The sequence below is a fragment of the Serratia sp. CY31944 genome (assembly GCF_052169175.1).
Classification (GTDB): Bacteria; Pseudomonadota; Gammaproteobacteria; order Enterobacterales; family Enterobacteriaceae; genus Serratia; species Serratia sarumanii.
This window is the reverse complement of record NZ_JBJNLG010000007.1, coordinates 72,455-97,533: the sequence shown is the minus strand read 5'-3', so window position 1 is coordinate 97,533 and position 25,079 is coordinate 72,455. Positions and strand designations below refer to the sequence as shown.

The window sequence follows — 25,079 nt, the reverse complement described above, 5'->3', positions numbered from 1 at the left end:
GAGAGCGGATTAATGGCACACAAAAAGGCTGGCGGCTCGACTCGTAACGGTCGCGATTCAGAAGCTAAACGTCTGGGCGTAAAACGCTTTGGCGGCGAAGCAGTACTGGCAGGCAGCATCATCGTTCGTCAGCGCGGCACCAAATTCCACGCTGGTACCAACGTGGGTTGCGGCAAAGACCACACTCTGTTTGCTTTGAAAGACGGTAAAGTCAAATTCGAAGTTAAAGGCCCGAGCAATCGTAAATTCATCAGCATCGAAGCTGAATAATTTTTCGAGCCTTACGAAATAGATGTAAGCCCCGCAATTCGTTGCGGGGCTTTTTACATTTATGGGTTGCCTGAGGGCAGGCCCGTCAGCGTTGGCGAAGGTGATATGGATACGAAGCAGCAGGTCGGCGTTGGCATTTCTCTGGCATTAACCACGGCGGTTTGCTGGGGCGCGTTGCCGATCGCGATGAAAGAAGTGTTGGTGGTGATGGAGCCGTTTACCGTTGTCTGGTATCGCTTTACCATGGCCGCCATCGGTTTGGGCGCGATCCTCGCGGTGCGCGGCAAGCTGCCGCCGCTGACGATGTTCCGCCAGCCGCGTTGGCTGCTGCTGTTGGCGATCGCGACAGCGGGGCTGCTAGGCAACTTTGTGTTCTTCAGTTCCTCGCTGCAATACCTGAGCCCGACGGCGTCGCAGGTGATTGGCCAGCTGTCGCCGGTCGGCATGATGTTCGCCAGCGTGCTGATTTTAAAAGAACGCATGCGTATCACCCAGGTCATCGGCGCCCTGATGCTGATTTGCGGACTGATGCTGTTTTTCAACGTCAGTCTGATAGAGATCTTCACCCGGCTGACGGACTACACGCTGGGCGTCATGCTGGGCGTGTGCGCGGCGATGGTCTGGGTGAGCTACGGCGTGGCGCAGAAGGTGTTGCTGCGCCGACTGGCTTCGCCGCAGATCCTGGTTATGTTGTACACTTTATGTGCGATAGCGTTGTTCCCTCTGGCCAAACCCGAGGTGATTTTCCAGCTGAGCGGCTGGCAATTGGCGTGCCTGCTGTTTTGCGGCGCCAACACGCTGATCGGCTATGGCGCGCTGGCAGAGGCGATGGCGCGCTGGCAGGCGGCGCAGGTGAGCGCGTTGGTTACGCTGACCCCGCTGTTTACCCTGCTGTTTTCAGATTTATTGGCGCTGGCCTGGCCCCAGGCATTCGCCGCGCCGACGCTGAACATCGTCGGCTATGTCGGTGCGTTTGTGGTTGTGGCGGGCGCCATGTTTTCCGCAATTGGTCACCGGTGGTGGCCGCGACGGGCAGAACCCCCCCTGGTTGCTCCTTTGAAGCAATCCGGTGAATGATTTACGGAGACGGTAAATGAAGTTTGTAGATGAAGCAGCGATTCTGGTCGTTGCAGGCGACGGTGGTAACGGATGCGTCAGCTTCCGCCGCGAAAAATATATTCCCAACGGTGGGCCTGACGGCGGCGACGGCGGCGACGGCGGCGACGTCTACCTGCTGGCGGACGAGAACCTCAACACCCTGATCGACTACCGTTTTGAGAAGTCTTTCCGCGCCGAGCGCGGCCAGAATGGTCAGAGCCGCGACTGTACCGGTAAACGCGGTAAAGACGTCATCATCAAGGTGCCGGTCGGCACGCGCGTGAAGGATCAGGGCACCGGCGAGATCCTCGGCGACATGACCCGCCACGAGCAGAAGCTGATGGTCGCCAAAGGCGGCTGGCACGGCCTGGGCAACACCCGTTTCAAATCTTCGGTCAACCGCGCGCCGCGTCAGAAGACGCTGGGTACCGCCGGCGAAGCGCGTGACCTGTTGCTGGAACTGTTGCTTTTGGCCGATGTGGGCATGCTGGGCCTGCCAAACGCCGGCAAATCGACCTTCATCCGCGCGGTGTCCGCCGCCAAGCCGAAGGTGGCCGATTATCCGTTCACTACGCTGGTGCCGAGCCTGGGCGTGGTGCGTATGGACCACGAGCAGAGCTTTGTGGTCGCCGACATTCCGGGGCTGATCGAGGGCGCCTCCGAAGGCGCGGGCCTGGGCATTCGCTTCCTGAAACACCTGGAGCGTTGCCGCGTGCTGCTGCACCTGGTGGACATCGCGCCGATCGACGAATCCGATCCGGTGGAGAACGCCAAAGTCATCATCAACGAGTTGAACCAATACAGCGAAAATCTGGCGCAGAAGCCTCGCTGGCTGGTGTTCAACAAAATTGATGTGATTGGTGAGGAAGAAGCCGCCGAACGCGCCAAGGCGATTGTGGAAGGCATGGGCTGGGAAGGGAAGTACTACATGATCTCCGCCGCCAACCGCGAAGGCGTCAACGCGCTGTGCTGGGACGTGATGAACTTCATCAACACCCAGCCGAAAGCGATGGCGATCGAAGAAAGCGCACCGGAAAAAGTCGAATTCATGTGGGATGACTACCACCGCGAGCAAATCGCGGAAGTGGAAGCCGAAGCGGAAGATGACTGGGATGACGACTGGGACGAAGACGACGACGAAGGCGTCGAAATCATTTACCAGAAGTAATTCGGTGATAAGGGGCTCAGCAACGCTGAGCCCTTGTTATTTAAGCGCCTTTTCCGGCAGCCAGCACTGGGCGTTCAGGCCGCGCGCATCGCGGCGGTTTTCCAGCGTCAAACGCCCCTGGTGCAACTGTACGATGCGGATCACGATATTCAGGCCCAGCCCACTGCCGCCGTAGCGTTGATCCATGCGGCGAAACGCCTGCGTCAGCTCCCCGACCATCTCTTCCTTGATCCCCGGGCCATCGTCGATGACTTGCAGCAGATAGCCGTTGTCTTGCGGCGTTAACTGCACCTGTATCGCGCCGCCTTCAGGGCCGTAACGATGGGCGTTTTCGACCAGGTTGCGCAGCAGCAGCCGCAGCAGCACCGGATCGCCGTTTACTGTGGCAGTAGCCGGCAAGTGCCAGTCCAGCGTCTGCCCGCGTTGGGCAGCCATTTCGTCGAGCTCTTCACGCAGCGGCTGGATCACATCGGCCACCCAATCGACATGCTGATAATGGCCGCGGGCGAAGTCTTGCCCGGCGCGCGACAGCATCAGCAACTGCTCGACGGTGTGCATCAGCTGATCGATGCGGGCGATCAGCGCCTGGCTGCCCTTGACGCCCTGTTTCTCCATCAGTTCCAGATGCAGGCGGATGCCGGCCAGCGGCGTGCGCAGCTCGTGGGCGGCGTCGGCGGTGAACAGGCGTTCCTGTTGAATGGTGTTGTCCAATCGTGAGAACAGCTGATTGAGTGCATTGGTGACCGCCACCATTTCCTGGCTGTCGCTGGCGATCGGCAGCGGCGTCAGGTTATCGGCAGAGCGCTTTTCCAGCCGTTTCTGCAATTGGTTGAGCGGGCGGATGATCCAGCTGATGGCCCAAAACGACGCCAGCAGCGTGACGATCATCATGATCAGCGAAGGCGCCAACAGCGACGCGATGGCCTCGGCGATCTCGCTATCGACGCGTTCGGTACGCACTTTGGCGGACAGGGTTTCGTCCACCAGGAAGCCGATCTGTTCCTGGCTTTCGTGCCACAGCCAGAAGGCGCTGATGAGTTGCGTGACCAGCAGGATCAGCGCCAGCATCAGCAGCAGGCGGCGGCGCATGCTGATCATGAGGAGGGTTCCAGGCGGTAGCCGATGCCGCGCACGGTGCGGATGCGATCCTTGCCCAGTTTGCGGCGCAGGTTGTGAATGTGTACTTCCAACGTGTTGGAACCTAAATCGTCTTGCCAGGTATAGAGATCCTGCTGCAGGAGTTCACGGTTGACCGTCTGCCCGGCACGCATGATCAGACGCGCCAGAATGGCGAACTCTTTCGGCGTGACCTCCACCGGCTGCTGCTGCAGGTAAACCTGCTGGCTGGAGAGGTTCAGCTGCAGATCGTCCACCTGCATCAGATTGTCGCTGTGCCCCTGGTAGCGCCGCAGGAGGGCGCGCACGCGCGCCTGCAGCTCGACCAGCGCGAAGGGTTTGACCAGGTAGTCGTCGGCGCCGGCGTCCAGCCCGTCGACGCGGTCTTCCAGCGCGTCGCGGGCGGTCAGGATCAGCACCGGCAGATCGATCTGCTGGCGGCGCCACTGCCGCAGCAGCGCGGCGCCGTCGGTGTCCGGCAGGCCGAGATCCAGGATCACCATGCTGTATTGGCTGGTGATGAGCAGGCTGTTGGCCTCCGCCGCCGTAGCGGCGCAGTCGCAGACGTAACCTTCGCCGGTCAGCGCCAGCGCCAGCCCCTGTTGCAACAGTTCATCATCCTCAACGACCAGCAGCTTCATGATGATCCTCAGTTGTTTTGGTAAATATCCCGATACAGGCGGCTTTCGAAACGCACCAGCGGCGCGCGGCGCTGTTTCTGATCCTCCGGCGGCACGGCGTAGCCGGAGAGATACTGCACGAAGGCCATGCGCTGGCCGCTGGCGGTGGTGATGAAGCCCGCCAGGTTGTACACGCCCTGCAGCGCGCCGGTCTTGGCCGACACTTTTCCGTCGACGCCGGCTTCGTGCAGGCCGCCGCGGTAGCGCAGGGTGCCGTCATAGCCGGACAGCGGCAGCATCGAGATGAAGTTCAGCTCGTTGTCGTGCTGCGCGATGTACTGCAGCGCCTGCATCATGGTCGCCGGCGCCAGCAGGTTGTGGCGCGACAGGCCGGAGCCGTCGGCGATGATGGTGTTGCCCAGATCGATGCCGGCCTTCTGGCGCAGCACCTGACGTACCGCATCGGCACCCGCTCGCCAGGTGCCCGGCACGCCGAAGCGTTCGTGGCCGATGGTGCGGAAGACGGTATCGGCGATCATGTTGTCCGATTTTTTCAGCATGATCTTCAACAGATCGTGCAGCGGCGCCGACTGGGTTTGCGCGATCACCGTGCCGGTGATGCCGGGACGCGTCTGGCGTTTCAAGTGCCCGTCGATCTGGATGCCGGCCTGGATCAGTTCGTCTTTCAGGATGGCGCCCGCGTAGCTGGCGCCATCCTGGATGGCGAAGGCCAGCGGCAGCGGTTCGCTGCGCTGCGTCAGGCAGCCGGTCAGGGTAAAGCGGTTCAGCTCGCCCGGCACCACGTCCAGTTCGCAGTACTGCGCGTCTGCAGAGCCGCGCGCCAGGGTGCGCACCTGGCTAAACATATTGACCGGATAATAGGAGGCGACGCGGATAAACGCCATGTCGCCCGGATTCGGCGCGCTGTACAGCGAGACCGAGAAACAGTTGCGATCGACGATGGCGGCGGCCGGCGGCGCGCTGAAGCACTGCGTCAGATCGTTCCACGGCCAGCCGGGCGCCTTGTCATGGCTGGCGAAGACCGAGGTATCGACCAGCACGTCGCCGCTGATTTGGCGCACGCCCTGTTTCTTCAGGACGGCCACCATATTGCGCAGGCTCTGGCGTTTGAAGGTCGGATCGCCGCTGAAGCGGGCGATCAGGTTGCCGCGCAGCACGCCGTCGCGGATATCGCCCTGGCTCTCCAGCGTGGTGGTGAAACGGTAATCGGGCCCGAGTTGCAGCAATGCCGCCAGCGCCGTCAGCACTTTTTGGGTACTGGCCGGCAGCGCCATCTGCTGAGAGTGATAATCGATCGTCGGCGCGCCGGCACCGATTTTCTGAACGACCAGGGCAAGGTTGGCCCCATCAGGCAGATATTGTGTGTACTCTTCAACCGGGGCCGCATTCGCATTCAGAACAAATGCGCAAGCCAATGCACTGACAATTCGTGAAAAACGCATAATCTCGGGATAACAGCTGGATAACGTGCCGTCATACTACGGTGCAATCAGGGAAAAAGTAAACGATGACCCTCAAGGAACTCTAGGCTAAAATGCGTATCAAAATGCAAAACCGATCTTGGCTTGGGCTCCGTTCCGAGTCAGGTTTCTTTTGTTTGTCGCCTGGAGGCGGGTGGCGGTATGCCAACCGTGTTTTCATACGAATACGTCAGGATGACGGTTATTTGAACAGGAAAGATTTAGAGGTATTTATACGATGAACCAAATTCCGATGACCTTGTTTGGCGCTGAAAAACTGCGCGAAGAGCTCGAATATCTGAAAAGCGTGCGCCGCCCGAAAATCATTGCGGACATCGCTGAGGCGCGCGAGCACGGCGATTTGAAAGAGAATGCCGAGTACCACGCCGCCCGCGAACAGCAGGGTTTCTGCGAAGGCCGCATTCAGGAAATCGAAGCCAAGCTGTCCAATGCTCAGGTGATCGATATCACCAAGATGCCGAACACCGGCCGAGTGATCTTCGGCGCCACCGTATCGGTGATGAATCTGGACAGTGAAGAAGAAGTGACTTACCGCATCGTTGGCGACGATGAGGCCGATTTCAAGAAAAATCTGATTTCGGTAAACTCGCCGATGGCGCGCGGCCTGATCGGCAAAGAGCAAGACGATGTGGTGGTGATCAAAACCCCTGGCGGCGACGTCGAGTATGAGATCCTGAAGGTTGAGTATCTCTGATCGAGGCCGTTGGTCATTAATGCGCCAACGTTTTGTAAAGATAGGAAAAAGGCCGCAAGCGGCCTTTTATCTTGGTCAGGCGCATGGCACCTTTTCGTTAACCTGATGGTTATTAACGCGGTAGACTGATCTTGCGCTCTTTCGACGGGCGGTAAAGAATAAGCGTACTGCCGATAACTTGCACATTGCAGGCGCCCGTTTCACGCACGATAGCATCGGCGATCAGGGTTTTGGTTTCGCGATCTTCAGCGGCGATTTTTACCTTGATCAGCTCGTGATGCTCCAGAGCCTGTTCAATTTCAGCCAGCACCCCTTCGGTAAGACCGTTATTGCCCAGCATCACCACCGGTTTTAACGGATGCGCCAGGCCTTTCAGGTGCTGTTTTTGTTTATTATTCAGATTCATTGTCTTTTTTGCTTAAGTTGGGATTGAAAACGGTACATTCTACCGCCATCTCATGTATATCACCAAATCGGTCTTCACCGGTGTGAGTCTACGTGAGCAGCGACCCTGACATAAGACTCTTTTTATGATAGTTGGAAAACGAGATGGCTAATAAAAAGCGTTCGGCTAGCTCCAGTCGCTGGTTACAAGAACACTTTAGCGATAAATATGTACAGCAGGCGCAGAAAAAGGGACTGCGTTCCCGCGCCTGGTTTAAACTTGATGAAATACAGCAGAGCGACAAACTGTTCAAACCGGGCATGACCGTGGTGGATCTCGGCGCCGCGCCGGGCGGCTGGTCGCAGTATGTGGTCACCCAAATCGGCGGTACCGGGCGCATCATCGCCTGTGATATTTTGCCAATGGATCCTATCGTTGGCGTCGATTTCCTTCAGGGCGATTTTCGTGATGAACTGGTGCTGAAGGCGCTGTTGGAACGAGTAGGCGAGAGTAAGGTTCAGGTGGTCATGTCCGATATGGCCCCGAATATGAGTGGCACCCCGGCGGTCGATATTCCAAGGTCGATGTATCTGGTGGAGTTGGCGCTGGATATGTGTCGGGATGTCCTCGCACCAGGCGGAAGTTTCCTGGTGAAGGTGTTCCAGGGAGATGGCTTTGACGAGTACCTACGGGAAATTCGCTCCCTGTTTACGAAGGTTAAGATTCGTAAGCCAGACGCTTCCCGCGCCCGTTCGCGCGAAGTGTACATTGTAGCGACAGGGCGCAAACTGTAGTACCCTAACGCTGTTTGTTAACACAGTTGTAAGATGAGGTTAATCCCTTGAGTGACATGGCGAAAAACCTAATTCTCTGGTTAGTCATCGCGGTAGTGTTGATGTCTGTATTCCAGAGCTTTGGGCCCAGCGAGTCGAATGGCCGTAGGGTGGATTACTCTACCTTCATGTCCGAACTGACCCAGGACCAGGTTCGCGAAGCGCGAATCAACGGACGTGAAATTAACGTTACCAAGAAAGACAGTAACAAATACACGACCTACATCCCTGTCAACGATCCTAAGTTGCTGGATACGTTGTTAACGAAGAATGTGAAAGTTGTCGGCGAGCCGCCTGAAGAGCCGAGCCTGCTGGCTTCTATCTTTATCTCCTGGTTCCCGATGCTGTTGCTGATCGGGGTCTGGATCTTCTTTATGCGGCAAATGCAGGGCGGCGGCGGCAAGGGCGCGATGTCCTTCGGCAAGAGCAAGGCCCGCATGCTGACGGAAGACCAGATCAAGACCACTTTCGCCGATGTCGCCGGTTGTGACGAAGCGAAAGAAGAGGTGAGCGAACTGGTGGAATACCTGCGCGAGCCGAGTCGTTTCCAGAAGCTGGGCGGCAAGATCCCGAAAGGCGTGCTGATGGTTGGCCCGCCGGGGACCGGTAAAACGCTGCTGGCGAAAGCGATCGCCGGCGAAGCGAAGGTGCCGTTCTTCACCATTTCCGGTTCCGACTTCGTCGAAATGTTCGTCGGTGTGGGTGCATCCCGCGTGCGCGACATGTTCGAGCAAGCGAAGAAAGCCGCGCCGTGCATCATTTTCATCGATGAAATCGACGCCGTCGGTCGCCAGCGTGGCGCCGGCCTGGGTGGCGGTCACGATGAGCGCGAACAGACCCTGAACCAGATGCTGGTTGAGATGGACGGTTTCGAAGGCAACGAAGGCATCATCGTCATCGCGGCCACCAACCGCCCGGACGTGCTTGACCCTGCGCTGCTGCGCCCGGGCCGTTTCGACCGTCAGGTCGTGGTCGGGCTGCCGGATGTGCGTGGCCGTGAGCAGATCCTGAAGGTGCACATGCGCCGCGTGCCGTTGGCGGCCGACATCGACGCCTCCGTCATTGCGCGCGGTACGCCGGGCTTCTCCGGTGCCGATCTGGCTAACCTGGTCAACGAAGCGGCGCTGTTCGCCGCCCGCGGCAACAAGCGCGTGGTGTCGATGGTGGAGTTCGAGAAAGCCAAAGACAAGATCATGATGGGTGCGGAACGCCGCTCCATGGTGATGACCGAAGCGCAGAAAGAGTCGACCGCGTATCACGAAGCGGGCCACGCCATCATTGGCCGCCTGGTTCCTGAACACGATCCGGTGCACAAGGTGACGATCATTCCTCGCGGCCGTGCGCTCGGCGTGACCTTCTTCCTGCCGGAAGGGGATGCGATCAGCGCCAGCCGTCAGAAGCTGGAGAGCCAAATCTCCACCCTGTATGGCGGCCGTCTGGCGGAAGAGATCATCTACGGGCCGGAGAAAGTCTCTACCGGTGCGTCGAACGACATCAAAGTGGCGACCTCCATCGCCCGCAACATGGTGACCCAGTGGGGCTTCTCCGAGAAGCTGGGGCCGCTGCTGTATGCGGAAGAAGAGGGCGAAGTGTTCCTGGGCCGTTCCGTGGCCAAGGCGAAGCACATGTCGGATGAAACCGCGCGCATCATCGACCAGGAAGTGAAGTCGCTGATCGAGCGTAACTACACGCGTGCTCGCTCGCTGCTGATGGAAAACATGGACATCCTGCACTCGATGAAGGATGCGCTGATGAAGTACGAAACCATCGATGCGCCGCAGATCGACGATCTGATGAACCGCAAAGACGTGCGTCCGCCTGCAGGTTGGGACGATGCGAACAAAGGCAACAGCTCCGACAACGGCGGCACCCCGAAAGCCCCGACGCCGGTAGATGAGCCGCGCACCCCAACGCCGGGCAACACCATGTCCGAACAGCTCGACAAGTAACTGCGGCTGTGTAATAACATCAAACCCCGGTACGCCGGGGTTTTTTTTGCCCGGCGGGCAGTGAACCAGGCAACAGTAAGGTGGACCAACCATGCAGTTAACCGTGCGCGACATGACGCTCAATCTCTCCCATCCGCAGGTGATGGGCATCCTCAACGTGACGCCGGATTCATTTTCCGACGGCGGCCGCCACAACACCCTGAACCAGGCATTGCTGCACGCGCATGCGCTGATTTCGGCCGGCGCCACGATGATCGATATCGGCGGCGAGTCGACAAGGCCGGGGGCGGCAGAGGTGAGTGAAGAGGAAGAATTGGAACGGGTCGTGCCGGTGGTGGAAGCGCTGGCGCAGCGTTTTGAAGTCTTTATCTCTGTCGATACCTCGAAAGCGGGCGTGATCCGCGAATCAGCGCACGCCGGCGCACACCTGATCAACGACATTCGCTCACTTCAGGAGCCGGGTGCCCTGGCGGCGGCGGCGGAAAGCGGGCTGCCGGTCTGTCTGATGCATATGCAAGGGCAGCCGCGCACCATGCAGCAGGCACCGCACTACGATGACCTGATTGCCGACGTTCAGGCGTTTTTCGAGCACCATATCCGGCGCTGTAACGAGGCGGGGATAACAAATCAGAAATTGCTGCTCGACCCAGGCTTCGGTTTCGGTAAAAATTTGGCGCACAACTATCAGCTTCTGGCGCGGTTGTCGGAGTTTCATCGTTTCGGTTTGCCGCTATTGGTCGGTATGTCGCGTAAATCGATGATTGGGCAACTGCTGAACGTGCCGCCGGATCAACGGGTGATCGGCAGCGTTGCCTGCGCGGTGATCGCGGCGATGCAGGGCGCGCAGATTGTCAGAGTGCATGACGTTAAAGAAACCGTCGAGGCGATGCGTGTCGTCGAGGCAACACTTTCAGCTAAGGGACAATAGAGACATGAGCGAGCGCAAATATTTTGGCACCGACGGCATCCGTGGCAAGGTCGGGGACAGCCCCATCACGCCGGACTTCGTGCTGAAGCTCGGCTGGGCGGCCGGTAAAGTGCTGGCGCGCCACGGTTCGCGTAAGATCATCATCGGTAAGGATACGCGCATCTCCGGCTATATGCTGGAGTCCGCGCTGGAAGCCGGCCTGGCGGCCGCAGGGCTGTCCGCCTCCTTCACCGGGCCGATGCCGACCCCGGCGGTGGCTTATCTGACGCGCACCTTCCGCGCTGAAGCGGGCATCGTCATTTCCGCTTCTCATAACCCGTTCTATGACAACGGCATCAAGTTCTTCTCGATCGACGGCGCCAAGCTGCCGGACAACGTCGAAGAAGCTATCGAAGCCGAGATGGAAAAGCCGCTGACCTGCGTGGAGTCCGCCGAGCTGGGTAAAGCCAGCCGCATCATCGACGCCGCCGGCCGCTATATCGAATTCTGCAAAGGCACCTTCCCAAGCGAGCTGAGCCTGAAGGGGCTGAAAATCGTGGTTGACTGCGCCAACGGGGCGACCTACCACATCGCGCCGAGCGTGCTGCGCGAGCTGGGCGCCACGGTGATCGCCATCGGCGTTGAGCCGGACGGCATGAACATCAACGAGAAGTGCGGCGCTACCGACGTGCGTCAGCTGCAGGAGCGCGTGCTGCAGGAAAAAGCGCACGTGGGCCTGGCGTTCGACGGCGACGGCGACCGCGTGATGATGGTGGATCACCTGGGCAACAAGGTGGACGGCGATCAGATCTTGTACATCATTGCCCGCGAAGGCCTGCGTCAGGGGCAACTGCGCGGTGGTGCGGTCGGCACCCTGATGAGCAACATGGGGCTGGAGCTGGCGCTGAAACAGCTGGGTATTCCGTTCGCTCGCGCCAAAGTGGGCGACCGCTATGTGTTGGAGAAGCTGCAGGAGCTGGGTTGGCGCATCGGTGCGGAAAACTCCGGCCATGTGATCCTGCTGGACAAAACCACCACCGGCGACGGTATCGTGGCCGGGCTGCAGGTGCTGACCGCCATGGTGCGCAACCACATGAGCCTACATGACCTGTGCAGCGGCATGAAGCTGCTGCCGCAGATCCTGGTCAACGTGCGCTTCGCCGGCGATCACAATCCGCTGGAGTCCGACGCGGTGCGCAAGGTCACCGAGCAGGTAGAGGCCGAGTTGGCCGGCCGCGGCCGGGTGCTGCTGCGCAAATCGGGCACCGAGCCGCTGATCCGCGTAATGGTGGAAGGCGAGGACGAGCAGCAGGTGACCGCGCTGGCGCATCGCATTGCCGATGCGGTGAAATCCGCCGGTTAAAACAGACAGTTAGCCATCGGGCTCGGCACAGCTGAGCCCGAATAGGCGATTGTTGGCGTTTTTTTCCGCAAACGCGCCGGCGGCTGCAAATTGCCCTTGCGCGGGTTGGCGGCTTTGGTTAGTATTCACACCCGCTTCAGTAGGCAGTTTATAAAAACGCCTGCTTGATGAATGTGAAGCATTTGGCATGCGGTGAGGCCGCAAGGATACGGGTACTACTATGTACGAAGCTCTTCTGGTAATTTTCCTGCTGATTTCAATCGGGCTGGTTGCTCTGATTATGTTGCAGCAAGGTAAAGGCGCTGATATGGGAGCCTCTTTCGGAGCAGGTGCATCAGGCACATTGTTCGGTTCGAGTGGTTCCGGTAACTTTATGACCCGCATGACTGCTGTGCTGGCGACGCTGTTCTTCGTCATCAGCCTGATTCTGGGCAACCTCAGCAGCAACCAAAGCAAGAAAGGCAGCGAGTGGGAAAACCTGGGTCAGCCAGTGAAAACTGAGCAGACAACCGCGCCGGCAGCACCTGCCAAGCCGAGCAGCGATATCCCGCAGTAAGCCGAAAAAGTTTGTAAACGGTGGTTGTGAACTCGAAAGAACAACGGCCGTTAGCAGTAAGAATCAGTACCGAGGTGGTGGAATTGGTAGACACGCTACCTTGAGGTGGTAGTGCCCTAACGGGCTTGTGGGTTCGAGTCCCATCCTCGGTACCAAATCCCAGAGATAACTTGCAATTTTGCGATTATCGGCGTAGTATTTGCCACGTTTTCGGACGCGGGGTGGAGCAGCCTGGTAGCTCGTCGGGCTCATAACCCGAAGGTCGTCGGTTCAAATCCGGCCCCCGCAACCACTTTCCTTTAAGTGTTTATTTTCAAATACACTTTTCGATTGAAATCCGCTTTTCTCGATCAACATTTGAAAATGACACTTGCTCGAAAGTTGTACCGAGGCCGCCTAGCGGCAAACAGGGTCCAGTTGCATAAAGCCCCGATTTTTCGGGGTTTTTTGTTATTTGGCAACAGAATCACTGGGCTATTTAGCCCTTTTTTTATGTCTTGGGGGTGGGCTTGTCCACATTAGAGCAACAGTTAACAGAGATGCTTTCGGCACCCGTAGAAGCGTTGGGCTTTGAGCTTGTAGGCATCGAATTCATTCGTGCGCGCCAATCGACGCTCCGCATCTATATTGATAGTGATAACGGCATCAATGTTGATGATTGCGCTGATGTCAGCCACCAGGTCAGCGCTGTATTGGACGTCGAAGATCCAATCACGGTCGCTTACAACTTGGAAGTCTCCTCTCCTGGCCTTGATCGCCCGATGTTCACCGCTGAGCACTATACGCGTTTCCTCGGTGAAGAAGTCAGCCTGGTCCTGCGCATGGCGGTACAAAACCGTCGCAAGTGGCAGGGTATTATCAAGTCTGTCGAAGGCGAGATGATCACGGTTACTGTGGAAGGGAAAGATGAAGTGTTCGCGCTGAGCAACATCCAGAAAGCGAACCTGGTACCCCACTTTTAAAGTTTGGAAGAGGCAACTAGGATGAACAAAGAGATTCTGGCTGTTGTTGAAGCAGTTTCCAATGAAAAATCCCTTCCGCGCGAGAAGATTTTCGAAGCGCTGGAAACTGCATTAGCCACCGCAACCAAGAAAAAATACGAGCAGGAAATCGACGTGCGCGTCAGCATTGACCGCAGAACAGGCGATTTCGATACCTTCCGCCGTTGGGTCGCCGTAGACGAAGTGACGCAGCCAACGCGTGAAATCACGCTGGAAGCCGCTCAGTTTGAGGATCCGAGCATCGAGCTCGGCGGCTACGTCGAAGATCAGATCGAATCCGTGACCTTCGACCGCATTACCACCCAAACCGCCAAGCAGGTTATCGTGCAGAAAGTGCGCGAAGCCGAGCGTGCGATGGTGGTTGACGCTTTCCGTGAACACGAAGGTGAGATCGTCACCGGCGTGGTGAAGAAAGTGAACCGTGACAGCATCGCGCTGGATCTGGGCAACAACGCCGAAGCGGTGATTGGCCGTGAAGACATGCTGCCGCGCGAAAACTTCCGTCCGGGCGACCGCATTCGCGGCGTACTGTACGCCGTGCGTCCTGAAGCTCGCGGCGCGCAGCTGTTCGTCAGCCGTTCCAGCTCGGAAATGCTGAAAGAACTGTTCCGCATCGAAGTGCCGGAAATCGGCGAAGAAGTGATTGAAATTAAAGCGGCAGCCCGCGATCCAGGCTCCCGCGCGAAAATTGCAGTGAAAACCAACGACAAGCGCATCGACCCGGTCGGCGCCTGCGTAGGTATGCGCGGTGCGCGCGTTCAGGCCGTGTCGAGCGAGCTCGGCGGCGAACGCATTGACATCATCCTGTGGGATGATAACCCAGCGCAATTCGTCATCAACGCCATGGCGCCGGCCGACGTCGCGTCGATCGTGGTAGACGAAGATAACTGCACCATGGATATCGCCGTTGAAGCCAGCAACCTGGCGCAGGCGATCGGCCGTAACGGCCAAAACGTGCGTTTGGCTTCCCAGCTGCTGAAACAACACCGCGGCGACGATCGTTGGGAACTGAACGTGATGACGGCGGACGACCTGCAGGCCAAGCACCAGGCCGAGGCTCATGCCGCTATTGATACCTTCACCAAGTATCTTGATATCGACGAAGATTTCGCCACCGTACTGGTTGAAGAAGGCTTCTCCACGCTGGAAGAGCTGGCCTACGTGCCGATCAAAGAGCTGTTGGAAATCGACGGTCTGGATGAAGATACGGTTGAAGCATTGCGCGAACGCGCCAAAGCTGCATTGACCACGCTGGCCCTGGCACAAGAAGAAAGCCTGGGCGACAACAAACCGGCCGACGATTTGCTCAACCTGCCGGGTCTTGAGCGCAGCATGGCCTTTAAACTGGCCGCGCGTGGGGTTTGTACGCTGGAAGATCTTGCCGAGCAGGGTGTTGACGATCTGGCTGATATTGAAGGGCTTAGCGACGAGCAAGCCGGCGAGCTGATCATGGCTGCACGCAATATCTGTTGGTTTGGCGACAACGCGTAATAACTGTAGCAGGAAGGAACAGCATGACGACAGATGTAACCGTAAAATCGCTGGCAGCAGAGATTCAGACTCCGGTTGATCGCCTGGTACAGCAGTTTGCTGATGCAGGGATCAACAAGTCCGAGTCGGACTCTGTTACCCAGCAAGAAAAAGAAACATTGCTGGCGCACCTGAACCGTGAACACGGCAGCGCGCCGGGTAAACTCACTTTGCAGCGCAAAACGCGCAGCACCTTGAATATCCCGAGCACCGGCGGTAAAAGTAAATCGGTGCAAATTGAGGTCCGCAAGAAACGCACTTATGTAAATCGCGATACGCAGGAAGCCCAGTTGGCTGAAGCGGCAGAGCAGGCACAGCGTGAAGCGGAAGAGCAGGCACGGCGCGAAGCGGAAGAGCTCGCAAAACGCGAAGCGGAAGCGAAGCGCGCAGCCGAAGAGCAAGCCAAACGTGAGGCCGCGGAGATTGCTAAGCGTAATTCAGCGGAAAAAGAAAAAGTGACCAATCAACATACCGACGAAATGACCAAGCCAGCTCAGGCGGAAAAAGCACGCCGTGAAGCCGAAGCCGCTGAACTGAAACGCAAAGCGGAAGAGGAAGTGCGCCGCAAGGTTGAAGAGGAAGCCAAGCGCGTGGCGGAAGAAGCCCGCCGCATGGCCGAAGAGAACGGCGAGAAGTGGGCTCAGGCAGACGCGGCAAGCGCTGCGGTTGAAAGCGCCGACTATCACGTGACCACCTCTCAGCACGCCCGCGCCGCGGAAGATGAAAACGACGCCAAAGTTGAAGGCGATCGTCGCAGCCGCACCCGCGGCGGCAAAGCCACCAAGCAGAAGAAAGGCAACAAGCTGTCCGAATCCAAAGCGGATCGTGAAGAGGCGCGTGCCGTTACCCGTGGCGGTAAAGGCAAACGCAAGCCTAGCGCTCTGCAGCAGGGCTTCAACAAGCCGGCGCAGGTGGTTAACCGTGACGTGGTGATTGGCGAAACCATCACCGTGGCCGAGCTGGCCAACAAGATGGCGGTAAAAGGTTCTCAGGTCATCAAAGTGATGATGAAGCTGGGCGCCATGGCCACCATCAACCAGGTTATCGACCAGGAAACCGCACAGCTGGTTGCCGAAGAGATGGGCCACAAAGTTATCCTGCGTCGTGAAAACGAGCTGGAAGAAGCGCTGATGAGCGACCGTGATACGGGCGCTGCGGCCGAGCCGCGCGCGCCGGTCGTGACCATCATGGGCCACGTTGACCACGGTAAAACCTCTCTGCTGGACTACATCCGCTCCACCAAAGTGGCGGCGGGCGAAGCCGGCGGCATTACCCAGCACATCGGTGCCTACCACGTAGAAACCGAGAACGGCATGATCACCTTCCTGGATACCCCGGGCCACGCCGCGTTTACCTCGATGCGTGCTCGCGGTGCTCAGGCGACTGACATCGTGGTGCTGGTAGTGGCGGCCGACGACGGCGTGATGCCACAGACCATCGAAGCTATCCAGCACGCGAAAGCGGCGCAGGTGCCGTTGGTGGTTGCGGTGAACAAAATCGACAAGCCGGAAGCCGATCCGGACCGCGTTAAGCAGGAACTGTCTCAGTACGGCGTTATGCCGGAAGAGTGGGGCGGCGAAGCGCAGTTCGTCCACGTGTCCGCGAAAGCCGGTACCGGTATCGACGAGCTGCTGCAGGCTATCCTGCTGCAGGCCGAAGTTCTGGAACTGAAAGCGGTTCGCAGCGGCATGGCGAGCGGCGTGGTGATCGAGTCCTTCCTGGATAAAGGCCGTGGCCCTGTGGCTACTGTGCTGGTTCAGGAAGGTACGCTGAACAAGGGCGATATCGTTCTGTGCGGCTTCGAATACGGCCGTGTGCGTGCGATGCGCGACGAATTGGGCCGTGACGTGACCTCCGCCGGTCCTTCTATCCCTGTGGAAATCCTGGGTCTGTCCAGCGTGCCTGCAGCGGGTGACGAAGCGACCGTGGTGCGCGACGAGAAGAAAGCGCGTGAAGTGGCGCTGTACCGTCAGGGCAAATTCCGCGAAGTCAAACTGGCGCGTCAGCAGAAGTCCAAGCTGGAAAACATGTTCGCCAACATGACCGACGGCGAAGTGTCCGAGCTGAACATCGTACTGAAGTCCGACGTACAGGGTTCTTGCGAAGCGATCAGCGACTCGCTGCTGAAACTCTCCACCGACGAAGTGAAGGTGAAGATTGTCGGCTCCGGCGTAGGTGGTATCACCGAAACCGACGCGACGCTGGCTGCGGCTTCCAACGCCATCATCCTGGGCTTCAACGTGCGTGCCGACGCTTCTGCGCGCCGCGTGATCGAAGCGGAAAGCCTGGATCTGCGTTACTACTCCGTGATCTATAACCTGATCGACGAAGTGAAGCAGGCGATGAGCGGTATGCTGGCGCCGGAATACAAGCAGCAGATCATCGGCCTGGCCGAAGTGCGTGACGTGTTCAAATCGCCTAAGTTCGGCGCTATCGCTGGCTGTATGGTTACCGAAGGGACCATCAAGCGTCACAACCCAATCCGCGTACTGCGCGACAACGTGGTTATCTATGAAGGCGAGCTGGAATCCCTGCGCCGCTTCAAGGATGACGTTAACGAAGTCCGTAACGGCATGGAATGTGGTATCGGCGTTAAGAACTATAACGACGTGCGCGTCGGCGACATGATCGAAGTGTTCGAAATCATTGAGATTCAACGCACCATCGCTTAACGATTGCACATCTGCTTATATCTGTTTACGGGGGGCCTTGTGCCCCCCGATTTGTCTGGAGAATCCAAAATGGCAAAAGAATTCAGCCGCGGTCAACGCGTGGCGCAAGAGATGCAGAAAGAGATTGCGATCATTCTGCAGCGTGAAGTGAAAGATCCGCGCGTCGGCATGGCGACCGTTTCCGGCGTAGAAGTGTCCCGTGACCTGGCGTATGCCAAGGTTTACGTCACCTTTCTGAACGTACTGACCGAGAACCACGATCCGGATCTGGTCACCAACGGCATTAAAGCGTTGCAGGACGCTTCCGGCTACATCCGCACCCTGCTGGGCAAAGCGATGCGCCTGCGCGTGGTGCCGGAGCTGACCTTCGCTTACGACAACTCCCTGGTGGAAGGCATGCGCATGTCCAACCTGGTGACCAACGTGGTGAAGAACGACGCCGAGCGCCGTTCCGCCTCAGGCGATGACAAGGAGGATTAATGAGTCGCCCTCGTCGCCGCGGCCGTGATATCCACGGCGTGCTGTTGCTGGACAAGCCGCAGGGTTTGTCGTCCAACGATGCGCTGCAAAAAGTAAAACGCCTGTACAACGCCAACCGGGCGGGCCATACCGGCGCGCTCGATCCGCTGGCGACCGGCATGCTGCCTATCTGCCTGGGCGAAGCGACCAAGTTTTCGCAATATCTGCTCGATTCCGACAAGCGCTATCGGGTGATCGCCAAGCTGGGGCAGCGTACCGATACCTCCGACGCCGACGGCCAGATCGTGCAGGAGCGCCCGGTGAACTTCACCCAGGCGCAGCTCGACGCGGCGCTGGACACCTTCCGCGGCGATATCCAGCAGGTGCCGTCGATGTATTCGGCGCTGAAATACCAGGGAAAGAAACTCTACGAGTATGCGCGCCAGGGCATTGAAGTGCCGCGCGAAGCGCGCAGCATCACGGTGTACGAGCTGCAGTTTATCCGTTGGGAAGGGGATGAGCTGGAGCTGGAGATCCACTGCTCGAAAGGCACCTACATCCGCACCATCACCGACGATCTCGGCGAGCTGCTGGGCTGCGGCGCGCACGTGATCTATCTGCGCCGCCTGCAGGTGGCGACTTACCCGATCGCGCGCATGGTGACGCTGGAACAGCTGAACGCCCTGCTGGAGCAAGCGCAGGAACAAGCGATCGCTCCCGGCGACCTGCTCGATCCGCTGCTGATGCCGATGGACAGCCCGGTTGAGAACTATCCGGAAGTGAATTTGCTGCCGGTGGTAGCGGGCTACGTCAAGCAGGGGCAACCGGTGCAAGTGGCCGGCGCGCCGGCTTCTGGCCTGGTGCGCATCACCGAGGGTGAAGAGCGAAAATTCATCGGCGTTGGTGACATCGCCGAGGACGGTCGCGTGGCGCCGCGCCGCCTGGTGGTCGAGCATTTCGACTGACGGCGGGGCTCTGCGTCGCCTTGCGATCGCACTGCGCTAAGAGTAGAATGGCGCAGCTTATGCATTGGGTTGCTGAATTAGAGATCGGCGCCTGTTTTTATTATCTATAATCTGGAGTATTACAATGTCTCTAAGTGTTGAAGCTAAAGCTCAAATCGTAGCTGATTTCGGTCGTGGTACTAACGACAGCGGTTCTACCGAAGTTCAGGTTGCCCTGCTGACTGCGCAGATCAACCATCTGCAAGGCCACTTCTCCGAGCACAAAAAAGATCACCACAGCCGTCGTGGTCTGCTGCGTATGGTTTCTCAGCGTCGCAAGCTGCTGGACTACCTGAAGCGTAAAGATGTAGCACGTTACACCAGCCTGATCGAGCGTCTGGGTCTGCGTCGCTAATCTAGCAAGTTTCAGTGGAAAGGGGCCTATTTTGGCCCCTTTCTTCTAGGAAGCATAAGCAAATCAGGTTAATGTATTACTGATGTTTCCAAACAGGTTCTTCCGTTACAGAGGTTCGCGCGGCTAATGAGAGGCTTTATCTCCCGCCTGAGATAAGGATTGTCATTAGTCGCGAGGATGTAGTGAGAAGGCAAATCGAGTCACAGGCGTGTCGAGTCGTCAATGCGATTGCGCGCCGCTAATCAAGGATATAATTTTGCTGACACCGATCATTCGCAAATTCCAGTATGGCCAGCATACCGTCACCATCGAAACCGGTATGATGGCGCGTCAGGCCACCGCCGCCGTTATGGTGAGCATGGATGACACCGCCGTATTCGTTACCGTCGTTGGCCAGAAAAAAGCCAAGCCGGGCCAGAGCTTCTTCCCGCTGACCGTTAACTACCAAGAGCGTACCTACGCCGCCGGCCGCATCCCGGGCAGCTTCTTCCGTCGCGAAGGCCGTCCGAGCGAAGGCGAGACCCTGACTTCCCGTCTGATCGACCGTCCGATCCGTCCACTGTTCCCGGACAACTTCCTGAACGAAGTTCAGGTGATCGCGACCGTGGTTTCCGTTAACCCGCAGGTGAACCCGGACATCGTTGCGATGATCGGTGCTTCCGCAGCCCTGAGCCTGTCCGGTATTCCGTTCAACGGCCCAATCGGCGCCGCGCGCGTGGGTTACATCAACGATCAGTACGTGCTGAACCCGACGACCGATGAGCTGAAAGAAAGCCGTCTGGATCTGGTGGTTGCCGGTACCGCCGGCGCGGTGCTGATGGTGGAATCCGAAGCGGACGTGCTGAGCGAAGATCAGATGCTGGGCGCCGTGGTGTTCGGCCACGACCAGCAGCAAGTGGTTATCGAAAACATCAACGCGCTGGTTGCCGAAGCCGGCAAACCGAAGTGGGATTGGCAGGCGCCTGCGGTCAACGAAGCGCTGCAAGCGCGCGTGGCTGAACTGGCCGAAGCTCGCCTGGGCGATGCTTACCACATCACCGAAAAACAAGAGCGTTACGCTCAGGTTGACGCGATCAAAGACAGCGTTGTTGAAACCCTGCTGGCGCAGGACGAAACGCTGGACGCCGGCGAAATCCAGGACATCCTGGGCAACCTGGAGAAAAACGTGGTGCGTAGCCGCGTACTGCGTGGCGAGCCGCGTATCGACGGCCGTGAAAAAGACATGATCCGTGGCCTGGACGTGCGCACCGGCGTATTGCCGCGCACCCACGGTTCCGCGCTGTTCACCCGTGGCGAAACTCAGGCGCTGGTTACCGCGACCCTGGGCACCGCGCGCGACGCACAGAACCTGGACGAGCTGATGGGCGAGAAGACCGACAGCTTCCTGTTCCACTACAACTTCCCTCCGTACTCCGTGGGCGAAACCGGCATGGTCGGTTCTCCTAAGCGTCGTGAAATCGGTCACGGTCGCCTGGCGAAACGCGGCGTATTGGCTATGATGCCTAAACCGGAAGATTTCCCGTACACCGTTCGCGTGGTGTCTGAAATCACCGAATCCAACGGTTCTTCTTCCATGGCTTCCGTGTGCGGCGCGTCTCTGGCGCTGATGGACGCCGGTGTGCCAATCAAGGCTGCCGTTGCGGGTATCGCGATGGGTCTGGTGAAAGAAGCCGATAACTTTGTGGTTCTGTCCGACATTCTGGGTGACGAAGATCACCTGGGCGACATGGACTTCAAAGTGGCCGGTAGCCGCGACGGTATCACCGCGCTGCAGATGGACATCAAAATCGAAGGTATCACCCGCGAAATCATGCAGGTGGCTCTGAACCAGGCCAAGGGCGCGCGTCTGCACATCCTGGGCGTGATGGAACAGGCTATCAGCACCCCACGCGGCGATATCTCCGAATTCGCACCGCGTATTCATACTATCCGCATCAACCCGGATAAGATTAAAGACGTGATCGGTAAGGGCGGTTCCGTTATCCGCGCGCTGACCGAAGAGACTGGCACTACCATCGAAATCGAAGATGATGGTACAGTTAAAATCGCTGCGACCGACGGGGAGAAGGCGAAATTCGCTATCCGTCGTATCGAAGAGATCACGGCAGAGATCGAAGTGGGCCGTATCTACCAGGGTAAAGTGACCCGTATCGTTGATTTCGGCGCATTCGTCGCTATCGGCGGTGGTAAAGAAGGTCTGGTACACATTTCTCAGATCGCCGACAAGCGCGTCGAGAAAGTGACCGACTATCTGCAGATGGGTCAGGAAGTGCCGGTTAAGGTACTGGAAGTTGACCGTCAGGGCCGCGTGCGTCTGAGCATCAAAGAAGCGATGGCGCCGGAAGCGGGTTCACCTGCGCCTGAAGCAGAATAACTGTATAGATAGTTTTACAGCTCCCCGCCACGGGGTTGGGAGCTGTTCGTATCGCGCGGGTAGGATGCCCGCGTTTTAGCAAACGGAGGACAGGACGTTCATCCAATGTTTGTCTTCGGGAGTGGGAAATGAAGCCTTTCTTGCGCTGGTGTTACGTTGCGACAGCACTCATGCTGGCAGGATGCAGCAACCATGATTGGCGTAAAGACGAAGTTTTGGCAATCCCGTTGCAGCCAACGTTGCAGCAGGAAGTGATCCTGGCGCGCATGGAACAAATTCTTGCCAGCCGGGCACTGACGGATGACGAACGCGCACAGCTTTTATATGAGCGCGGTGTGCTGTATGATAGCCTCGGGTTACGTGCATTAGCGCGCAATGATTTCTCGCAGGCGCTGGCGATACGTCCCGACATGCCGGAAGTTTTCAACTACCTGGGCATTTACTTAACGCAGGCAGGCAATTTTGATGCTGCCTATGAAGCGTTTGATTCTGTACTAGAGCTTGATCCAACTTACAATTACGCGCGTTTAAACCGGGGCATCGCACTGTATTATGGCGGCCGCTTCCCGTTGGCGCAGGATGATCTGCAGGCGTTTTATCAAGACGACCCAAACGATCCCTTCCGTTCGTTATGGCTGTATCTGGTGGAGCGAGAAATCGATCCCAAGAAGGCCGAGGTAGCGCTTCAGCAGCGCTATGACAAAGCGGACAGAGGGCAATGGGGATGGAATATTGTCGAATTCTACCTGGGCAAGATCAGCGAAAAAACGCTGATGGAACGCCTCAAGGCAGATGCAACGGATAACACTTCGCTCGCTGAGCATCTCAGTGAAACTGACTTCTATTTGGGTAAACACTACCTGAGTCTGGGGGACAAGGACACCGCTTCGGCGCTGTTCAAACTGACGGTGGCTAACAACGTTCACAACTTCGTTGAGCACCGCTATGCATTGTTGGAATTGGCGCTTTTGGGCCAAGAGCAAGACGACCTATCGGAATCGGACCAGCAATAGCTGACGAACACCTATCAGCCTGATGAACATTGGTTTTTAACCAAAGTTATCGCCTTCACGGGCGAGGGCTTTTTTGTTCGTTTTATAATCTAATTTGAGCCGGTTCACACTTTTCAATGAAAATGACTGAAAATTTTCTCGACGAGTTATGTAGACTGGCTGCCATTATTAATGAGGCACGTGTACATGACGACTGAGTTTGAAACCTCTTTTGCTGATCTGGGGCTGTCTGCTCCAATCATTTCCGCCCTGAACGATCTGGGCTATGAAAAACCATCTCCGATCCAGGCTGAGTGTATTCCTCACCTGTTGAACGGCCGCGACGTGCTGGGCATGGCACAGACCGGTAGTGGTAAAACTGCAGCGTTCTCGCTGCCGCTGCTGCACAACCTGCAGGCAGACCTGAAAGCACCTCAGATCCTGGTGCTGGCACCGACCCGCGAACTGGCGGTTCAGGTTGCCGAAGCGATGACCGATTTCTCCAAACACATGAACGGCGTCAACGTGGTAGCCCTGTACGGCGGCCAGCGTTACGACGTGCAGCTGCGCGCTCTGCGCCAGGGCCCGCAAATCGTTGTGGGTACCCCAGGCCGCCTGCTGGACCACCTGAAGCGCGGTACCCTGAACCTCTCCAACCTGAGCGGTCTGGTGCTGGATGAAGCCGACGAAATGCTGCGCATGGGCTTTATCGAAGACGTAGAAACCATCATGGCTGAGATCCCGGCTGAACATCAGACCGCGCTGTTCTCCGCCACCATGCCGGAAGCGATCCGTCGCATCACCCGCCGCTTTATGAAAGAGCCGCAGGAAGTGCGCATCCAGTCCAGCGTGACCACCCGTCCGGACATCAGCCAGAGCTACTGGTCGGTGTACGGCATGCGTAAAAACGAAGCGCTGGTGCGTTTCCTGGAAGCCGAAGACTTTGACGCGGCGATCATCTTCGTGCGCACCAAGAACGCGACCCTGGAAGTGGCCGAAGCGCTGGAGCGCAGCGGTTACAGCAGCGCCGCGCTGAACGGCGACATGAACCAGGCGCTGCGTGAGCAGACCCTGGAGCGCCTGAAAGACGGTCGTCTGGATATCCTGATCGCGACCGACGTTGCGGCCCGCGGCCTGGACGTTGAGCGCATCAGCCTGGTTGTCAACTACGACATCCCGATGGACTCCGAGTCTTACGTTCACCGTATCGGCCGTACCGGTCGTGCGGGCCGCGCCGGCCGCGCGCTGCTGTTCGTGGAAAACCGCGAACGCCGCCTGCTGCGCAACATCGAACGCACCATGAAGCTGACCATCCCGGAAGTGGAACTGCCGAACGCAGAACTGCTGGGCGAGCGTCGTCTGGCCAAGTTCGCGGCGAAAGTTCAGCAGCAGCTGGAAAGCAGCGATCTGGATCTGTACCGCGCACTGCTGACCAAACTGCAGCCGGAAGAAGAGCTGGATATGGAAACCCTGGCCGCAGCGCTGCTGAAAATGGCACAGGGCGAACGTCCGCTGATCCTGCCGCCGGATCCGGTCTTCAAGCCGCGTCAGCGCCGCGAATTCAACGACCGTGACGATCGTCGCGGTGACCGTGGCGATCGCCGCGACAGCCGTGACGGCGATCGTCCGCGTCGCGAACGTCGTGACGTTGGCGAAATGCAGCTGTACCGCATCGAAGTGGGCCGTGACGATGGCGTAGAAGTGCGTCACATCGTTGGCGCTATCGCTAACGAAGGCGACATCAGCAGCCGTTACATCGGTAACATCAAGCTGTTCGCGTCCCACTCCACCATCGAGCTGCCAAAAGGCATGCCGGGCGAGATCCTGAATCACTTCACTCGCACCCGCATCCTGAACAAGCCGATGAACATGCAGCTGCTGGGCGATGCACAGCCGTTCGAACGCCGCGAGCGTCGTGACGGTGGCAACGGTGGCGAGCGTCGTGGCAACGGTCGTCCGTTCAACGGCGAACGTCGCGAAGGCGGCCCACGTCGTTCCTTCGGTGAACGTCGTGAAGGCGGCAACGGCGGCGAGCGTCGTGGCGGTAACTACAACCGTGACGGCAAACCGGCGCCACGCCGTGATGATGGCGCACCTGCTGCACCACGTCGTCGTTTCGGCGACGCGTAATCGCTGATTCATCGCTCGCGGTGAAATGCTCTGAAAAACCAGCCTGCGGGCTGGTTTTTTTATGCCTGAAAGTTGCCGTCAAACGTCCCTGAATGGCGTAT

Annotated in this window: 23 protein-coding genes and 2 tRNA genes; 21 read left to right on the top strand and 4 right to left on the bottom strand. The window is 58.2% G+C overall.

What is annotated here, in order from left to right:
* The first annotated feature begins 12 nt into the window (after positions 1 to 12).
* The 3 genes from rpmA (at position 13) to cgtA (ending at position 2,536) form a co-directional block, all read left to right on the top strand.
* Entirely contained in the window at positions 13 to 270 is a 258-nt protein-coding gene (gene rpmA, locus ACJ8IN_RS10375; RefSeq protein WP_004933559.1) for a 50S ribosomal protein L27, read from the top strand.
* Positions 271 to 375: 105 nt separating this feature from the next.
* Positions 376 to 1,347, top strand: coding sequence for a DMT family transporter (locus ACJ8IN_RS10370; RefSeq protein WP_308325373.1), 972 nt, complete (start codon positions 376 to 378; stop codon positions 1,345 to 1,347).
* Between the two features lie 16 nt (positions 1,348 to 1,363).
* Positions 1,364 to 2,536, top strand: coding sequence for an Obg family GTPase CgtA (gene cgtA / locus ACJ8IN_RS10365; RefSeq protein WP_004933553.1), 1,173 nt, complete (start codon positions 1,364 to 1,366; stop codon positions 2,534 to 2,536).
* A gap of 36 nt (positions 2,537 to 2,572) precedes the next feature.
* Here cgtA and pmrB read toward each other — a convergent pair whose 3' ends face one another.
* From pmrB to dacB, 3 genes are read right to left on the bottom strand one after another with little or no spacing between them, the layout of a single operon-like run.
* On the bottom strand, positions 2,573 to 3,634 hold the full coding sequence (gene pmrB, locus ACJ8IN_RS10360; RefSeq protein WP_033655295.1) for a two-component system sensor histidine kinase PmrB: 1,062 nt from the start codon (positions 3,632 to 3,634) through the stop codon (positions 2,573 to 2,575).
* Complete coding sequence (gene pmrA, locus ACJ8IN_RS10355; RefSeq protein ID WP_033648677.1) at positions 3,631 to 4,293, bottom strand: two-component system response regulator PmrA; 663 nt, start codon at positions 4,291 to 4,293, stop codon at positions 3,631 to 3,633. Before pmrA ends, pmrB begins: the two co-directional genes overlap by 4 nt.
* 8 nt (positions 4,294 to 4,301) lie before the next feature.
* Positions 4,302 to 5,735 carry a serine-type D-Ala-D-Ala carboxypeptidase gene (gene dacB, locus ACJ8IN_RS10350; RefSeq protein ID WP_033648675.1) on the bottom strand — a complete coding sequence of 478 codons (1,434 nt, stop codon included), beginning with the start codon at positions 5,733 to 5,735 and terminating at the stop codon, positions 4,302 to 4,304.
* Between the two features lie 256 nt (positions 5,736 to 5,991).
* Here dacB and greA point away from each other — a divergent pair, with 256 nt between their 5' ends.
* Positions 5,992 to 6,468, top strand: coding sequence for a transcription elongation factor GreA (gene greA, locus ACJ8IN_RS10345; RefSeq protein ID WP_004933539.1), 477 nt, complete (start codon positions 5,992 to 5,994; stop codon positions 6,466 to 6,468).
* Between the two features lie 112 nt (positions 6,469 to 6,580).
* Here greA and yhbY read toward each other — a convergent pair whose 3' ends face one another.
* A complete protein-coding gene (gene yhbY, locus ACJ8IN_RS10340; RefSeq protein WP_004933536.1) occupies positions 6,581 to 6,874 on the bottom strand; it encodes a ribosome assembly RNA-binding protein YhbY in 294 nt (97 codons plus the stop codon).
* Between the two features lie 143 nt (positions 6,875 to 7,017).
* On the opposite strand from yhbY, the gene rlmE reads away from it, so the two are divergent.
* The 17 genes from rlmE (at position 7,018) to ACJ8IN_RS10255 (ending at position 24,978) form a co-directional block, all read left to right on the top strand.
* On the top strand, positions 7,018 to 7,647 hold the full coding sequence (rlmE, locus tag ACJ8IN_RS10335; protein WP_004933533.1) for a 23S rRNA (uridine(2552)-2'-O)-methyltransferase RlmE: 630 nt from the start codon (positions 7,018 to 7,020) through the stop codon (positions 7,645 to 7,647).
* Between the two features lie 56 nt (positions 7,648 to 7,703).
* The gene (gene ftsH, locus ACJ8IN_RS10330) at positions 7,704 to 9,635 is read left to right on the top strand and encodes an ATP-dependent zinc metalloprotease FtsH (protein ID WP_004933529.1); all 1,932 of its coding nucleotides are present in this window, start codon (positions 7,704 to 7,706) and stop codon (positions 9,633 to 9,635) included.
* A 91-nt stretch (positions 9,636 to 9,726) separates the two neighbouring features.
* Positions 9,727 to 10,563 (top strand): dihydropteroate synthase, encoded by an 837-nt coding sequence (folP, locus tag ACJ8IN_RS10325; RefSeq protein ID WP_033648673.1) that lies wholly within the window; start codon positions 9,727 to 9,729, stop codon positions 10,561 to 10,563.
* Between the two features lie 4 nt (positions 10,564 to 10,567).
* The gene (gene glmM, locus ACJ8IN_RS10320; RefSeq protein WP_033636821.1) at positions 10,568 to 11,905 is read left to right on the top strand and encodes a phosphoglucosamine mutase; all 1,338 of its coding nucleotides are present in this window, start codon (positions 10,568 to 10,570) and stop codon (positions 11,903 to 11,905) included.
* A 220-nt stretch (positions 11,906 to 12,125) separates the two neighbouring features.
* Positions 12,126 to 12,461, top strand: coding sequence for a preprotein translocase subunit SecG (secG, locus tag ACJ8IN_RS10315; RefSeq protein WP_004933519.1), 336 nt, complete (start codon positions 12,126 to 12,128; stop codon positions 12,459 to 12,461).
* Positions 12,462 to 12,529: 68 nt separating this feature from the next.
* Positions 12,530 to 12,616, top strand: a tRNA-Leu gene (locus tag ACJ8IN_RS10310).
* A 60-nt stretch (positions 12,617 to 12,676) separates the two neighbouring features.
* Positions 12,677 to 12,753: transfer RNA gene (locus ACJ8IN_RS10305), tRNA-Met, on the top strand.
* A 217-nt stretch (positions 12,754 to 12,970) separates the two neighbouring features.
* Positions 12,971 to 13,423: a ribosome maturation factor RimP gene (gene rimP / locus ACJ8IN_RS10300; protein ID WP_028127574.1), complete on the top strand. Its 453-nt coding sequence runs from the start codon at positions 12,971 to 12,973 to the stop codon at positions 13,421 to 13,423.
* A gap of 21 nt (positions 13,424 to 13,444) precedes the next feature.
* A complete protein-coding gene (gene nusA / locus ACJ8IN_RS10295) occupies positions 13,445 to 14,953 on the top strand; it encodes a transcription termination factor NusA (protein WP_019453340.1) in 1,509 nt (502 codons plus the stop codon).
* Positions 14,954 to 14,976: 23 nt separating this feature from the next.
* A complete protein-coding gene (infB, locus tag ACJ8IN_RS10290) occupies positions 14,977 to 17,664 on the top strand; it encodes a translation initiation factor IF-2 (protein ID WP_033652759.1) in 2,688 nt (895 codons plus the stop codon).
* Between the two features lie 69 nt (positions 17,665 to 17,733).
* Positions 17,734 to 18,144, top strand: a complete 411-nt coding sequence (gene rbfA, locus ACJ8IN_RS10285; protein ID WP_004933508.1) for a 30S ribosome-binding factor RbfA — start codon at positions 17,734 to 17,736, stop codon at positions 18,142 to 18,144.
* Positions 18,144 to 19,088, top strand: a complete 945-nt coding sequence (truB, locus tag ACJ8IN_RS10280) for a tRNA pseudouridine(55) synthase TruB (protein WP_033652760.1) — start codon at positions 18,144 to 18,146, stop codon at positions 19,086 to 19,088. Before rbfA ends, truB begins: the two co-directional genes overlap by 1 nt.
* Before the next feature lie 124 nt (positions 19,089 to 19,212).
* On the top strand, positions 19,213 to 19,482 hold the full coding sequence (gene rpsO, locus ACJ8IN_RS10275) for a 30S ribosomal protein S15 (RefSeq protein ID WP_004933502.1): 270 nt from the start codon (positions 19,213 to 19,215) through the stop codon (positions 19,480 to 19,482).
* Between the two features lie 256 nt (positions 19,483 to 19,738).
* Complete coding sequence (pnp, locus tag ACJ8IN_RS10270; RefSeq protein WP_033636825.1) at positions 19,739 to 21,856, top strand: polyribonucleotide nucleotidyltransferase; 2,118 nt, start codon at positions 19,739 to 19,741, stop codon at positions 21,854 to 21,856.
* 128 nt (positions 21,857 to 21,984) lie between these two features.
* On the top strand, positions 21,985 to 22,869 hold the full coding sequence (gene nlpI, locus ACJ8IN_RS10265; RefSeq protein ID WP_033636826.1) for a lipoprotein NlpI: 885 nt from the start codon (positions 21,985 to 21,987) through the stop codon (positions 22,867 to 22,869).
* A gap of 116 nt (positions 22,870 to 22,985) precedes the next feature.
* Positions 22,986 to 23,066, top strand: coding sequence for a protein YrbN (gene yrbN, locus ACJ8IN_RS10260; protein ID WP_099032700.1), 81 nt, complete (start codon positions 22,986 to 22,988; stop codon positions 23,064 to 23,066).
* Entirely contained in the window at positions 23,056 to 24,978 is a 1,923-nt protein-coding gene (locus tag ACJ8IN_RS10255; protein ID WP_004933492.1) for a DEAD/DEAH family ATP-dependent RNA helicase, read from the top strand. Before yrbN ends, ACJ8IN_RS10255 begins: the two co-directional genes overlap by 11 nt.
* The last annotated feature ends 101 nt before the right edge of the window (positions 24,979 to 25,079 follow it).

What these genes read in the sequence shown, in the direction of transcription:
- rpmA (WP_004933559.1), top strand. Translation starts at nt 13, where the DNA reads ATGGCACACAAAAAGGCTGGCGGCTCGACTCGTAACGGTCGCGATTCA.
- ACJ8IN_RS10370 (WP_308325373.1), top strand. Translation starts at nt 376, where the DNA reads ATGGATACGAAGCAGCAGGTCGGCGTTGGCATTTCTCTGGCATTAACC.
- cgtA (WP_004933553.1), top strand. Translation starts at nt 1,364, where the DNA reads ATGAAGTTTGTAGATGAAGCAGCGATTCTGGTCGTTGCAGGCGACGGT.
- pmrB (WP_033655295.1), bottom strand. Translation starts at nt 3,634, where the DNA reads ATGATCAGCATGCGCCGCCGCCTGCTGCTGATGCTGGCGCTGATCCTG.
- pmrA (WP_033648677.1), bottom strand. Translation starts at nt 4,293, where the DNA reads ATGAAGCTGCTGGTCGTTGAGGATGATGAACTGTTGCAACAGGGGCTG.
- dacB (WP_033648675.1), bottom strand. Translation starts at nt 5,735, where the DNA reads ATGCGTTTTTCACGAATTGTCAGTGCATTGGCTTGCGCATTTGTTCTG.
- greA (WP_004933539.1), top strand. Translation starts at nt 5,992, where the DNA reads ATGAACCAAATTCCGATGACCTTGTTTGGCGCTGAAAAACTGCGCGAA.
- yhbY (WP_004933536.1), bottom strand. Translation starts at nt 6,874, where the DNA reads ATGAATCTGAATAATAAACAAAAACAGCACCTGAAAGGCCTGGCGCAT.
- rlmE (WP_004933533.1), top strand. Translation starts at nt 7,018, where the DNA reads ATGGCTAATAAAAAGCGTTCGGCTAGCTCCAGTCGCTGGTTACAAGAA.
- ftsH (WP_004933529.1), top strand. Translation starts at nt 7,704, where the DNA reads ATGGCGAAAAACCTAATTCTCTGGTTAGTCATCGCGGTAGTGTTGATG.
- folP (WP_033648673.1), top strand. Translation starts at nt 9,727, where the DNA reads ATGCAGTTAACCGTGCGCGACATGACGCTCAATCTCTCCCATCCGCAG.
- glmM (WP_033636821.1), top strand. Translation starts at nt 10,568, where the DNA reads ATGAGCGAGCGCAAATATTTTGGCACCGACGGCATCCGTGGCAAGGTC.
- secG (WP_004933519.1), top strand. Translation starts at nt 12,126, where the DNA reads ATGTACGAAGCTCTTCTGGTAATTTTCCTGCTGATTTCAATCGGGCTG.
- nusA (WP_019453340.1), top strand. Translation starts at nt 13,445, where the DNA reads ATGAACAAAGAGATTCTGGCTGTTGTTGAAGCAGTTTCCAATGAAAAA.
- infB (WP_033652759.1), top strand. Translation starts at nt 14,977, where the DNA reads ATGACGACAGATGTAACCGTAAAATCGCTGGCAGCAGAGATTCAGACT.
- rbfA (WP_004933508.1), top strand. Translation starts at nt 17,734, where the DNA reads ATGGCAAAAGAATTCAGCCGCGGTCAACGCGTGGCGCAAGAGATGCAG.
- truB (WP_033652760.1), top strand. Translation starts at nt 18,144, where the DNA reads ATGAGTCGCCCTCGTCGCCGCGGCCGTGATATCCACGGCGTGCTGTTG.
- rpsO (WP_004933502.1), top strand. Translation starts at nt 19,213, where the DNA reads ATGTCTCTAAGTGTTGAAGCTAAAGCTCAAATCGTAGCTGATTTCGGT.
- nlpI (WP_033636826.1), top strand. Translation starts at nt 21,985, where the DNA reads ATGAAGCCTTTCTTGCGCTGGTGTTACGTTGCGACAGCACTCATGCTG.
- yrbN (WP_099032700.1), top strand. Translation starts at nt 22,986, where the DNA reads ATGAAAATGACTGAAAATTTTCTCGACGAGTTATGTAGACTGGCTGCC.
- ACJ8IN_RS10255 (WP_004933492.1), top strand. Translation starts at nt 23,056, where the DNA reads ATGACGACTGAGTTTGAAACCTCTTTTGCTGATCTGGGGCTGTCTGCT.